A 14,025-nucleotide genomic window follows, 5' to 3' on the forward strand; every position below is an offset into this window, starting at 1 on the left:
GCTAATTCCCCGTCTTATAAAGTTGACCGTAGCCAAATATTAGTTGACAGTAGCACAACTTCTAAAATTTCCTTATTCAATATAAAATGAACTTATTTCGTAGTCTCAGGCAGACTCGAACTGCCGACCTCTACATTATCAGTGTAGCGCTCTAACCAGCTGAGCTATGAGACTTCGTTAGTAAAAATCAATTGCCTAATAAAACAATCGATCCCTTAATATTTAATTGACAGCCGAAAAACTAAAATCAACTCCTTGAATAAAAACCTTCTGAGTCGTACCATTTCTAAATTCTCTAGAAAGGAGGTGTTCCAGCCGCACCTTCCGGTACGGCTACCTTGTTACGACTTAGCCCCAGTTACTAGTTTTACCCTAGGCCGCTCCTTGCGGTGACGGACTTCAGGTACCCCCAGCTTCCATGGCTTGACGGGCGGTGTGTACAAGGCCCGGGAACGTATTCACCGCATCATGGCTGATATGCGATTACTAGCGATTCCAGCTTCACGGAGTCGAGTTGCAGACTCCGATCCGAACTGTGACCGGCTTTATAGATTCGCTCCTTATCACTAAGTGGCTGCTCTCTGTACCGGCCATTGTAGCACGTGTGTGGCCCAGGACGTAAGGGCCGTGATGATTTGACGTCATCCCCACCTTCCTCGCGGTTTGCACCGGCAGTCTTGCTAGAGTTCCCGACATTACTCGCTGGCAACTAACAACAGGGGTTGCGCTCGTTATAGGACTTAACCTGACACCTCACGGCACGAGCTGACGACAACCATGCAGCACCTTGTAATCTGTCCGAAGAAAACTCTATCTCTAAAGCTGTCAGACTACATTTAAGCCCTGGTAAGGTTCCTCGCGTATCATCGAATTAAACCACATGCTCCACCGCTTGTGCGGGCCCCCGTCAATTCCTTTGAGTTTCATTCTTGCGAACGTACTCCCCAGGTGGGTTACTTATCACTTTCGCTTAGCCACTCAGACCGAAGTCCAAACAGCTAGTAACCATCGTTTACGGCGTGGACTACCAGGGTATCTAATCCTGTTCGCTACCCACGCTTTCGTCCCTGAGCGTCAATCAATTGTTAGTGATCTGCCTTCGCAATCGGTATTCTGTGTAATATCTATGCATTTCACCGCTACACTACACATTCTAACCACTTCACAATGATTCAAGACCTACAGTATCAATGGCAATTTTACGGTTGAGCCGCAAACTTTCACCACTGACTTATAAGCCCGCCTACGGACCCTTTAAACCCAATGATTCCGGATAACGCTTGGATCCTCCGTATTACCGCGGCTGCTGGCACGGAGTTAGCCGATCCTTATTCGTAGAGTACCGTCAGAGCTCTACACGTAGAGCGGTTTCTTCCTCTATAAAAGCAGTTTACAACCCATAGGGCAGTCTTCCTGCACGCGGCATGGCTGGATCAGAGTTGCCTCCATTGTCCAATATTCCTCACTGCTGCCTCCCGTAGGAGTCTGGTCCGTGTCTCAGTACCAGTGTGGGGGATCTCCCTCTCAGGACCCCTATCTATCGTCGCCTTGGTGAGCCGTTACCTTACCAACTAGCTAATAGAACGCATAGCCATCTTATATCGATAAATCTTTAATACTAAACTGATGCCAATTCAGCATACTATGGGGTATTAATCCAAATTTCTCTGGGCTATCCCCCAATATAAGGTAGGTTCTATACGCGTTACGCACCCGTGCGCCGGTCGTCAGCAAGATTGCAAGCAATCTCCTGTTACCCCTCGACTTGCATGTGTTAAGCCTGCCGCTAGCGTTCATCCTGAGCCAGGATCAAACTCTTCATCGTTTATTCTTAAATATTATCTATCTAAAAACAATACAACACAGAATTAATCGGTTCTTATCTCAATAGATGATTCTAGTCTTTCGATTTAATTTATTTGCTTCGATTCTCAGTAATAAAACCAAAAATCGTACGCGCTGTCAATCAATATGTCTATGAACTTCTTTAGATTCAAATGCCACTATTAATAGCATCCTAAAACTTCGTCATTACTAAGGGAATCGAACCCTATTTTTAGCTAGCCAAAACCAACCCTAAACCATTGTAATTTCTCTTATGAACTTCGCTTCTCTCTCTCAAAGCGGGTGCAAATATACAACCCCTTTTTTATCCACCAAAACTTTTTTGAAATATTTTTAAAAAGTTTTTTTTCGAAGCTGTCAATGAACTAAACTAAACACAATCACTATCCCAAATCTCTTCCCCGTTTAGCGGCTGCAAACCTAAGCATACTTTCTTAATCAACAATGAATTTTTTGAAGATTTTTTTAAAGAAATTTCGAAAAGGCTGATTTTAAAAAAGATAGAAAGCGAAGATAATAAAATTTATGAAAACGGAGATGTATTTTTTTAGAATTTTCAAACTTCTTAAAAACTCAAAGTGTAAGAATTGTAAACTACTTTCTTAGATTATTGTTTTGCAGTCTTACTATCGCCGGGATCAGACCATTTATTCCTCAAATCATAAAAACTAAAATCCAGCGCTGTTTTTTGCTCCTTTAGTACATTAGCTTGAAAACTTCGCTGTAAAATATCCTCGATCCAATAGTCTTCTTCCACATTTATAGGGTCATAGACTTCTTTGAGGGATATATCAAAAAGGCGGGCTGTATTATTATACCAAAAGGCTCTCCAACCACTTCGGTATTCTTTGATCAACTCAAACATAGTCTTACCTGTTTGTCGATTAACCAACTTTACCAAAATCTGACCTTCTGTACGCGTGAGTTTTTTTAATTCTTTGGTAAACTCCTCCTCCATATATTTCTGAAGTCTTTTTACATATTTTTTACGCGCTCTTTTGGAATCAATTGATTCTAATCGCTCATTGAGTGTTGTTAGTCGATCTGCCGCCAACTTTGCATACGGATATACTTTTCTGGTTTTACGTCGTAAAATCAAATACTTTCTTCTGGACAGATTATCTTTAAACTTTAACCGGCCAAGAATTACTACTTCATCCAGATCTATAGCTTCATGAGGAATGGTATCACCTTCAATAATATAGTACTGTACGTATCGGGTAGAATCAATTTTGGTAGAATCAATAGGCGTCTTTCCCTTCTCCTGAGAAAAGAGCATACTAGTGGTACAAACCATCCATATAACGCACAAATGTCTTAACATAGTAAATTTAGGTCTTCCAAAATTATTCCAAAATTAGTAATTAACATATTCTATAGCGTAAAATATATGTGAATATTATTAAATTCGTGAAAACTAAATTAGATTATACATTACTATGGCTAAAAAAAGCAGCATATTAAACAAAAAGTCATTGACTTTTCTTGAAAAATACCTGAACAATCCTGCTCCGACGGGATATGAATGGGAAGGACAAAAGATATGGATGGACTATCTAAAACCTTATGTAGATGATTTCATCACGGATACTTATGGAACTGCTGTAGGTGTTATCAATCCGAAAGCAAAATACAAAGTAGTCATCGAAGGTCATGCTGACGAGATTTCATGGTATGTGAATTACATTACCGACAACGGATTAATCTATGTCATTAGAAATGGAGGAAGTGATCATCAAATTGCTACTTCAAAAAGAGTTAACATACACACCAAAAAAGGGATTGTAAAAGGTGTATTTGGATGGCCGGCGATACACACAAGAAACAGAGCAAAAGAAGAACCACCAAAATTAGACAATATTTGCATTGATGTCGGTTGCTCTACAAAAGAAGAAGTACTAAAATTGGGAGTACATGTTGGATGTGTAATCACCTATCCCGACGAGTTTTTTATCCTTAATAAAGACAAATTTGTTTGTCGTGCACTAGACAATCGCATGGGAGGTTTTATGATTGCTGAAGTAGCTCGACTCTTAAAAGAAAACAAAAAGAAACTTCCTTTTGGACTTTATATCACTAACTCGGTGCAGGAAGAAATTGGATTGCGCGGTGCAGAAATGATTACTCATACTATACAACCAGATGTAGCTATTGTGACCGATGTTTGTCATGACACCACTACCCCAATGATTGAGAAAAAGACTCAAGGGGAAACCAAAATTGGTGATGGTCCTGTAATCTCGTATGCTCCAGCGGTACAAAACCGACTTAGAGAATTATTAATCCAAACCGCTGAAGACAAAAAAATCCCATTTCAACGAATGGCTTCTAGTAGAATGACTGGAACAGACACAGATGCTTTTGCGTATAGTAACGGAGGTGTAGCTTCAGCGTTAATTTCCTTGCCATTGCGATATATGCATACTACGGTAGAGATGGTACATAAAAATGATGTAGAAAATGTAATAAAGTTGATCTATGAAAGTCTTTTGAATATAAAAGCAGGAGAAACCTTTAGTTATTTTGGAAAATAATAAGCATATAACCTAAAGATAAAAGGGTGTTTGACTGCAAATGCCCTTTTTTGTTTTAATGCAAATATAATGGCTGACGAACTGATCGACATATTAAATGAGCATGGTGAAGCTACAGAAGATGTACGGCTTAAATCTGAAGCACATCGATTAGGTCTATATCATGCGAGTGTCCATATTTGGTTTTACACGCAACACAAAGAATTGTTGTTTCAAAAACGAGCGGGAAATAAAGACACCTATCCCGGTCTTTGGGATATTTCTGTGGCTGGGCATATTAGCGCTGGAGAAGATCCAAAAACATCTGCTATTCGTGAAATACAGGAAGAAATAGGGTTATCAATCATGGATCACGAATTGGATTTTTTGAAAATCTACCCCTCTCAAAAGAGACCCGCTCCTGGAATTATTGATAATGAATTTCATCATATTTATGTATCTGAATTGAAAACACCTATTACTCAACTTACATTACAAAAAGAAGAAGTTTCGGACATACAATTATTAGGAATTGAGGAATTTGAAGAAATCAGAAAAAGACCATTACAAAATCAAGGATACGTACCGCACGATTCTGAGTATCTGGACTTAATTCTTAAAGAAATCACAAATCGAATTGGATAATCTTATTATCACTATTAACTATTATAAATTTGAGATAAGCAGTTAAACTATAATAATTTTGTATTGATTTTAAAAAATTAATAGACAAAAACTATGGAAAATTCAAATACAATTAGTGCGCTCAACAAGCTACTAGCCGATTATCATATGCATTATCAAAAACTGAGAAACTTTCATTGGAATATCACAGGCCCTCATTTCTTTGAACTTCACCAAAAATTTGAAGAACTTTATGAAGATGCTAAACTGAAAATTGATGAGATTGCAGAACGAATTTTAACCCTACGAGGTAAGCCTATAAGCAACTTTACCGACTACCTTGACACCTCAAACATTAAGGAGTCAAATACAAATCTTGTTGACCAGGAAATGGTATCAGCTGTATTGGCAGATTATCAAGTATTGTTACAACAACTTAAAGAAGTAACTGCTGCTGCAGAAAACAGTAAAGATGACGGAACGTTGGACATTACCGGAACCTATATCGGAGACCTTGAAAAATCAAGTTGGATGCTCAATGCCTGGAATCAAAGAAACTAAAATACTATTCGCATTTTATCTTATTGTTCTGGCAACTTGCACCATGAGTTGCCAGAACAATACATCTACGGATTTAATAAAAATCAATACCCTATCCAATACTGTTCATGAAGTTTCGGGTATTACCAGTTTGGGCAAGGATCATCTTTATGTTATCAATGATTCTGGTAACAAAAACATCTTATATCGATTAGACGAAAAAGGAACTATTTTGGATAAAATTAAACTTCCTGACACCCAAAATGTAGACTGGGAAGATCTTGCCTACGATACCCAAAATAATATCTACATAGGAGATTTTGGCAACAATAACAACAATCGTAAAGACCTTGTAATCTATCGGGTTGCAGGTGTATTAGATAAGAACATTTCTGTTGAAAAAATTTGGTTCTCTCTGGAAGATCAAAAGAAATTCCCTCCCAAAAAGAAGAATTTCAATTATGACATTGAGGCTTTTATTCATCTCAACAATCACCTTTATCTTTTTACAAAAAATAGAAGTTCTAAATTTGAAGGAACTACCAAATTATATAAGCTTCCTGCATCGCCAGGAAAACATGTAGCTAAACTTATAGGTACTTACCGCACGTGTAAAGACAATGCCGATTGTTTTGTTACAGGAGCTACTGTAAACCGAAGTGGAGATACCATTGTTTTACTCACCTACAATAAACTGTTTGTACTTTCAGACTTTAAGGGAGATGACTTGTTTGGAGGATCGATTCAAAAGATAAAATTAAATCACTATTCCCAAAAGGAAGGGGTGTGTTTTAAAAATGATTCTACACTCTATATCACCAACGAAAAAACCAAGCATCACAAAGCCTCGCTTTACGAATACCTTTTAAGCCAGTAGTGTCTTAAAAATCTAATCCGAAACCAAAAGTAAATCGGAGTCCATCATCACTGTTGAACAATCCCAGCTGCCCTCCTACTGCATCTACGGCATTCACCCAAAATCCTCCACCAAAAGAATCATGCCATCGGTCAGAATCCTCACCATCTAACCAGACTCTTCCGATATCATATCCTCCGAAAATTCCAATCTGTAATGGCAATAGCCCTGTTTTAAAGCGATCAAAACTGTATCGTAGATCTCCACTAAATGCCAGTGCGCTTTCTCCTGTAAAACGTTCTTCTCGAAACCCTCGTAACCCTTTGGTTCCTCCCAAAGTTGCCCCTTGATAAAACTCAAAATCATCTCCGATATTGACCTGTGCGAGCACATCTGTTTTAAGCACCAATTTTCTATTTCGAGAGATGGCACTATAAAAACCGAGATTGGTATTTATATATCCAAAAGTAAGATCGGTATCTTCTACATTGGTAGTTGTTCCAGTTTGTAGATCAAACTTCATCCCTCGGGTAGGATTAACTTTATTATCATAACTCTCATAGGTATAATGAAGATCAAGATTTGCAAAAAACTTACGTTCAAAAAAGTCTGGATCTCCAATGATAAATCCTAATCCTGAAGTAATAAATCTTCCCGGAGTATCCTGCACTTCTATCCCCGTGTAGTTCGCATTAATCGCAAAACGACTTCCGTAATTATTTCGTCTAGACATTCCTAAACCAAAGGACCATATACTAGTCTTGACACGATTAAAATCCAAACCAAGATCATCATCAAAGTTGGGAGTATTGTTTCCGAAGCCAAAAAAGTTCTGTGCAAAATTTTCGCTGGTATATACTCCATTGATCAAAATATTCCAATTCCCAATGGCGTTCATAAACTCTCCAGAATAGGTAATATCATAACCTTCAGTAGCAAAATAATACCCTGCATGTAAACGATGTTTACTATGGTACGGATTATTTTTAAAACCATTAACGGTATATATGTCCGAAATACTTACGCTCAATCCATCATCTGGGTTAAATCCAACAAGAGGTGTTATTGTATTGTTGGCATTACGCACCTTATTGTAATCGTAAATGTTGTAATTATAAATATCCGTCAATCGTATTCGAGCTCCGCCTTTTTTATTAACGGTATTTGGTTTTGATCGATGATCATACACTTTGATCTTTCTGCCATTCTCTATAGTATATTGATCATTATTTTGCCCTCCAACAATTCTAATTTTTATAGGGTTACTCCCTTTTCCATTGACCACAAACTGATCATCATCATCTAATCCATAAATCCAGATTTCTTTGGTTTCTTTAGAACTGAATGTATTCTCTAAATACGGAGGTTCAATTTCACCCTTTTTGATTCTTGAAACCTTTATGGTAGTCGCCTTATTTTTTCTTGTAATTTCGAAATAATCGTCTTTATCTGTTCCAGTAATAATTGCATGCTTAGTAAGATACTCATGATAGCGAGTAGCAATATCTTCTATACTATCTCTACGACTCTTTAAAAATCGTTTTATGTTTTGAATCGTTTCATCTTGTAATTCTGAAGGAATATCTTCAAATGCTTTTTCGATGGCTTCATCGGTAAGCATGGTTTTGATATGATTTGCCTGATCGATCCAAATCTTCTCATCTGACTTTTGAATTAACGCTCGGTCTAATCGCAAGCCAGATAAATTGATCCATCTTACCTTTTTAAGTTCCTCGTCATAAGATTGAAATTTTCTTGATAATGGTGACACAAATTTGACCAATCCTAAAATGAGGCCATCATAATTACAGAACACCTGATCTCTATCTCTAGGTATCGGTCTGTATATCTTTCCGTTTTCAGTGTCAAACTCGGCCCATCTCCATTGATCGGGATGCCTATCCCAATCTCCCAAAATCATATCAAAAAGTCGGGCTCTGATATAACTTTCTTCATCCAAAGTGTACTTTTCATCTTTTCTGAGTTTCTTCAACATATCATCAGTACTCTCGATATCATCTGGATTTCCAAAGGAAGCTACATCTTTAAACTCTTTTCCTGGACGCTCTTCCAAAAAGTACAATTCATCGCCAAAACTTTCATTATACTTACCCAAAGCAGGGTGTTTAGGAATATAATATACTTCTGGATTTGTATGATAAACTCCTACAGCCTCTGCCAAATCATCTACCGCCAAAAAGGCATACGGATAACTTGAAGTAAAAAAGTCGGCCAGTACATCTACGGTATATGTGTCTTCAAAACCATCGTCTAGGTAAGTGTTTCTAAAAGCTCCTTTTTGTAAAAACTGAGTCACACTTTTTCGCAGTGCTCTTAAGCTATATTGCTTACCTTCTTTATCTATTAATCTAAGAGATCTAGTTTGCTGTCCTCCTCCTTGTCGGTCGATACGGAAACCTCCCATTAATGTATCTAAAGTTGCTACAGGAACTTTTATATCAGTACCAAACACATAACGATAGTGATCTCCCCAAAATGATTTATAGAATTTTGATTTCTTTACTTCTTCCTTATTATATATCGAAGCGGTCTTTTCTTGAGGAAAAGAAGTATTCAAATCACTAGTATCATATTCTTGGTCTTTTTCAAATACATCAGTTTGAAACACCAATTCTGGTTTTTCTTTTTCTCCGCCATAGAAACGAACATTAGAGGAACCATCTGTAAAAACATCCAAAATTGCGAATCCTTGACCTGGGTAAGAAAACAAACCATCTTTTCCTAGCGCAGCTGCTGACACTTTGGAGCCAGAACCTGATACAATTTGCTTTAAGCCCTCCCCTTCTAAATACTGTAGTGAATGTTCATGTCCAGAAACAAAAACTACTTTATCTAATCCTTTGGCCATTGTAGCCAATCTACGCATAAATTTATTGTACAATTCGTTTGAAGCATCTTGTGGAGAAACTCCTCCTTGTGATCTCATCATTGCGACCAAAGACGCCAGACCTGGCAGAGGTATTTTCTTTTTGGAAGGAAAAATATGCTTATCAAAACTAAATTTCCCTCCGTGCGGTCCATTGGTGTACATAGGATGATGCATGGCAACTACAATTGTCTTTTCGTTGTGCTTTTTAAATTCCCCTTCTAGTTCTGTAAAAAACTTCTCTCTGGTTTTAATTTCACAATCGTCGTTGATGGTTGGGTTTTTATCCCAATTTGCCAAGTACCATTGCGTATCTATAATTAGAAGATGTACATCATCACTAATCTTTATGCTTTCTAGAGGACAGCCTTGATTTGGCAAGAAAGTTTTATCATTGTTGAGTTGATCAATCACATATTTTTCTTGCCTTCTTAATCCTTCTACTCCTTTATTATACCAATCGTGATTTCCTGGTATGATAATAGACTTGCCTTGAAATTCTTTGACCACATCTATTTGCACATTCATCTTATGTTCCGCCTCTTCTCTATCCTCTTCTCCCTTTTTGGGCATTCCTTTTTGGTAAATATTGTCACCCAGAAAGAGTAAGAAATCATCCTTGGTTTCCGTAGTATCCAATACTTTTTCGAGAAGGGCTAAACCCTGAGTAGTTTCACCCAATTGAGCATTCCCCGCATCGCCTATAAGGTAAAATCTCTTTTCCAGAGATTTTTGAGGTATTTTTTTGAAAAATTTTCGACTTTATACTGAGGAGAATATGTTGCACAAGAACTAAATAACGCAACGGTATAAATAATGAGAATCTTAGTATATTTATTCATTGTTTGGAGTACAATCTCTTTTTTTTAATTATTTTGGTGATCGAAAATCTACATATATGTCTTCTCTTTTAGAAAAAACAGATAAATTCGTTTTGGAACTTTTTGAAAAAGAACTTCCGAATTCTTGCATATATCATAATTATGATCATACCAAAAGAGTATTTAAAAGTACAAAAGAAATCCTTGATAACACCAATTTACCGAAGGAAGATCAAGAAGTTTTGTTATTAACTGCTTTGTTGCATGATACCGGATATTCTAAAAGCACAGATAATCATGAAGAACACAGTGTTACCATTGCCAAGTCTTTTTTAAGTCAACAAAATGTATCTCAAGACATTATCCAAAAAGTATCTGAGCAAATTTTGGCTACAAAAATGGAACATCATCCTACTAATTTTATGGAGGAAATCATAAGAGACGCAGATGCTTCCCATTTTGCTAAAGACTATTACGGAGAAACCAGTGAGTTGTTACGTAGAGAATTTAAGTTAAATAATGTAAAAAACCTTAGTTCTTCGGAATGGTTAAAAGCCAATATTGAGCTATTTCAAAACAAACATCATTATTATACAGACTATGCCAAAGAACACTGGAAACCCAGAAAAGAGGCTAATCTAGCTAAAATGCTAACAGAACAGGAACGCCTAAGAAAGCAGAAAAAAAGAAAAAGACAAACTAAAGAAGCTTCTTAAAGAAGAAAGCCCGGAAAAAGGGATACAGACCGCATTCAGGGTAACGCTTAGAAACCATCTTAAACTTAGTGATATTGCAGATACCAAGGCCAATATTCTGCTTTCGGTGAACGCTATTATCATATCGTTGGCGTTATCTAACCTTATTCCAAAATTAGACAACCCTTCTAATCAATATCTGATTTACCCAACCTTAATTTTCTTGTTTTTTAGTATCGTTTCGATTGTTCTTTCTGTTCTTGCTACACGACCTAATATTACTAGCGGAGAGTTTACTCAAAAAGAAATTGAGGAAAAGAAAGTGAACCTGTTATTCTTTGGTAATTTCCATAAGATGCCATTGACCGATTACAAAAACGCAATGCATCAACTTATGGAAGATAAGGACTACATCTATGACACCATGATCAAGGATTTGTACTTTTTAGGTAAAGTATTACACCGAAAATACAAAATACTTCGGGTAACGTATACCGTATTTATCATAGGAATCGTAACCTCGGTATTGAGCTTCTTTATCGCATTCAACACCCTTCAGTAAAACGAAAAGATTTTTTATTTGCTGATTTCCTTCATTAAATCTTCGTAGGTGTAATACTCTTTATCATTTTCTTTTTTATGATATAGAATATTAACTCGCAATGCTTTTAAACCTGTAACTCCTTGAAGATCGTCTAACTCTACAATTTCAATCTCATCTTCCAGATAGTTTTTAGATTGTAAAAAGTTGATGTATTTAATATATTCCCTCTCGTCTGTTTTTTGCGAATAGATAACAACTAGCTTCCCTTTTTCGGTAACACGTCGATCTGTCCCTTTGATTTTGGATTTATCCACTCGTTTTTTCACCACTTCATAACGCGCATTGTAGGTGCCATCTACATCAAATCGTTTTTCATCCATTCTAAATCTTACAGATAAAGACGTATTAAAGACAAGAACCATAGAAGCTACATCTAGCGCAACCGGAAGATCTTTTTGCATTTGATAATAAGCATTTTCCATTTCGCACATTACCTGCAACTGCCAAAGTCTTAAATTATAGAGATAGATCTTATTAAAACTCTTTTGTTTGGTGATAGACTCACCAATATACATATTATGCTCTACCCCATCCGATTTAAATCGTTCAAAATAATGAGGATACATTCCTTGAGCTTCATCTTGCTTCTGATCTAACAAGGATGCCATCTTTTTGTTGATCAACATCACAGATTCATCATAAGCTTTACGATGTTTGTATACCGTTTTTAAGCTTCTATCCAACAGATTATCATACTCATCTATAAGATCCGATAAATCCGTATTTTTCTTTTTCAAATGCTTGAATAACGGAGTTATTTCTTTCTTAATAAAGTTGATAATAGTTTGTTCACTGTCTACCTGTAACTGTTCTTGAACAACACTGATATAGCTATTTGCTCTATATTTTAACTGCTCATAGATAGGTAACGGATCCATTTCTATTACCCTATTGATTACTTTGGAGATTCCTCTTAATTGCAATACTAAATCCTTTTGTATTGCATGATTACGAGCATCAGAAGAACCTTTGATATCAATTTGACCATACAAAGGATACACATCTTCAAAGACTACCTCTCTAAATGAAACTGGATTTTCTTCTACAATCGCACGCATAAAACGTTTTGCTTCTTGTCTAAATTTCCAGTGTACACTAGGATGGATCGACGTACATTCTTGCTGAATCACCAACTCCAATTCATTCTCAGCTTTCGATTTTGATCTCAATACAGAATCTACCAGATATGGCATCACATCCTGTAATTTATTGGCGTTGATACTATTTAGCTCGTGTACGTTTGGAGATACGATTTCCAAAATCCCTAGTAATTTGCCTTCGCTTTTGATCGGAGCAATAATAGCACTATTAATTCCTTGTGCTACCAGATTCTTATACATCTTCTCTTTGGGAGTAGACTGCTGAAATTTCTTTACATCCGAAATGGCGAAATAGGTAGACTTTTCGAACATATAGTAATAGGTACCTTTGCATAAAGCCGACTGACAACTGTCCGAAAACTTATCGTACAACACATAACTATCTATATTTTTGAAAGGTACACGTTCAAAAACTTCGTCCTCATGATTATAATTAGAAAAACCAACTTTGATTTCTTTCAGGTTAAAGATAGATCTGAAAATATCCTGAAAACTTCCAACAAAATCACCCTGAGTTTTATCGTATTTGATTAAGCTCGTTTTGAAATCAGATAAAGAAACATCGGTGGTAACATCAAACATGTTCGCAATTACGATTCCTTTAAAAACCCAACTACTTGGTGGAAACTTCTCTTTCCAAATTTCGATATTATCGAAGTTATCCAACAATTCGGCCACATCGGCATCGGTGATTTCTTTGGCTTTATCAGTTTTGATGATTTCAATAAAATCCCCGTTATACATGATTCTATAATGTCTCATGATGCCTAACGCATCAGGAATATCATAAAAGAACGGTCTTCTGAAATCGATTTTATATCCGTAATAATTGTTAAGAATAATGCTACATCCCATGATGTAATAGTGATCCTCATCCAAATTCTTAATTTGAGGTTCAAAATCTTCTCCTGCAGTTGCTATAATATTTTGAAAGCGCTTAGTAGATTTAAGCACGGTATTATGAAAAGGAATAGTTGCGATTTTGATTTCATTTTGTTGAAGCACCTGCGCAAACGAATCCTCAAGGATCATATCGATCTGCGGAAGCAGTTCCAACACCTTTTCTTCTTCCTTAATCCCCTCATCTAATTCAGGATACGCTTCTGCTAACTTCAGGATATGAGAAGCCCTCTCCCTAAGGAGTACGCTGTCGCTATTCAAAAAATTTCGGTATTGTTCAAAAAATTTCGAAAAGCTAATCCATATGTCTAAAGGAAAATCCTGCTCTAACACCCTCATAATTCATCAATTACGATATTTTTAACAAAAATACTACAAACTTAGCTCACTAAACAGATATTAACAATTAATTAAAATTATTCTATCCTTAAAGTTATGCTTCTTTACTATATCAAACACCAAAAAACAAAAACACCCTAATAATACCTATTTTCGGGTATATTTAAACGTTTCCAATTTTTATTAAGACGATCATAGTTGTAAAACTTGGACTCAATTTCCAGATTTTAATTTATTGTTGATTATAGTTCAAAATTATAATGGGGTTACCCATTAGACTCGTTTAGTAGCCATTTTGTTA

General features: G+C 36.4%; 9 protein-coding genes, 2 tRNA genes and 1 rRNA gene (1 of these 12 only partly in view). 6 read left to right on the top strand and 6 right to left on the bottom strand.

All coding sequences use genetic code 11. From position 1 onward, the window contains the following. From AC0L3Q_RS14710 to AC0L3Q_RS14725, 4 genes are all read right to left on the bottom strand, one after another. Nucleotides 1–11 (bottom strand) — tRNA-Ala (locus AC0L3Q_RS14710) (it extends 63 nt beyond the left edge of the window). Nucleotides 12–100: 89 nt separating this feature from the next. Beyond that, a tRNA-Ile gene (locus AC0L3Q_RS14715) sits at nucleotides 101–174 on the bottom strand. Between the two features lie 125 nt (nucleotides 175–299). After that, nucleotides 300–1,825, bottom strand: a 16S ribosomal RNA gene (locus AC0L3Q_RS14720). Nucleotides 1,826–2,452: 627 nt separating this feature from the next. After that, nucleotides 2,453–3,169, bottom strand: a complete 717-nt coding sequence (locus tag AC0L3Q_RS14725) for a DUF4294 domain-containing protein (RefSeq protein ID WP_473280442.1) — start codon at nucleotides 3,167–3,169, stop codon at nucleotides 2,453–2,455. 115 nt (nucleotides 3,170–3,284) lie between these two features. Here AC0L3Q_RS14725 and AC0L3Q_RS14730 point away from each other — a divergent pair, with 115 nt between their 5' ends. The 4 genes from AC0L3Q_RS14730 (at nucleotide 3,285) to AC0L3Q_RS14745 (ending at nucleotide 6,399) form a co-directional block, all read left to right on the top strand. After that, on the top strand, nucleotides 3,285–4,379 hold the full coding sequence (locus AC0L3Q_RS14730; RefSeq protein WP_073321937.1) for a M42 family metallopeptidase: 1,095 nt from the start codon (nucleotides 3,285–3,287) through the stop codon (nucleotides 4,377–4,379). A 69-nt stretch (nucleotides 4,380–4,448) separates the two neighbouring features. Next, entirely contained in the window at nucleotides 4,449–5,003 is a 555-nt protein-coding gene (locus tag AC0L3Q_RS14735; protein WP_473280444.1) for an NUDIX hydrolase, read from the top strand. 93 nt (nucleotides 5,004–5,096) lie between these two features. Then, complete coding sequence (locus AC0L3Q_RS14740) at nucleotides 5,097–5,543, top strand: Dps family protein (protein WP_073321934.1); 447 nt, start codon at nucleotides 5,097–5,099, stop codon at nucleotides 5,541–5,543. After that, complete coding sequence (locus AC0L3Q_RS14745) at nucleotides 5,521–6,399, top strand: hypothetical protein (protein ID WP_473280448.1); 879 nt, start codon at nucleotides 5,521–5,523, stop codon at nucleotides 6,397–6,399. Before AC0L3Q_RS14740 ends, AC0L3Q_RS14745 begins: the two co-directional genes overlap by 23 nt. A 4-nt stretch (nucleotides 6,400–6,403) precedes the next feature. On the opposite strand, the gene AC0L3Q_RS14750 is transcribed toward AC0L3Q_RS14745, so the two are convergent. Next, nucleotides 6,404–9,946 (bottom strand): metallophosphoesterase, encoded by a 3,543-nt coding sequence (locus tag AC0L3Q_RS14750; RefSeq protein WP_473280451.1) that lies wholly within the window; start codon nucleotides 9,944–9,946, stop codon nucleotides 6,404–6,406. Nucleotides 9,947–10,163: 217 nt separating this feature from the next. Here AC0L3Q_RS14750 and AC0L3Q_RS14755 point away from each other — a divergent pair, with 217 nt between their 5' ends. Together AC0L3Q_RS14755 and AC0L3Q_RS14760 are read left to right on the top strand one after the other, a co-directional pair. Next, entirely contained in the window at nucleotides 10,164–10,802 is a 639-nt protein-coding gene (locus AC0L3Q_RS14755) for an HD domain-containing protein (RefSeq protein WP_473280454.1), read from the top strand. A 94-nt stretch (nucleotides 10,803–10,896) separates the two neighbouring features. Then, complete coding sequence (locus AC0L3Q_RS14760; protein WP_473286947.1) at nucleotides 10,897–11,343, top strand: Pycsar system effector family protein; 447 nt, start codon at nucleotides 10,897–10,899, stop codon at nucleotides 11,341–11,343. A gap of 14 nt (nucleotides 11,344–11,357) precedes the next feature. Here the strand turns inward: AC0L3Q_RS14760 and AC0L3Q_RS14765 are convergent, their stop codons facing one another. Continuing rightward, complete coding sequence (locus tag AC0L3Q_RS14765) at nucleotides 11,358–13,646, bottom strand: GAF domain-containing protein (protein ID WP_473280457.1); 2,289 nt, start codon at nucleotides 13,644–13,646, stop codon at nucleotides 11,358–11,360. Nucleotides 13,647–14,025 lie beyond the last annotated feature (379 nt).

It is taken from the genome of Aquimarina sp. KJ22-3 (assembly GCF_055808215.1).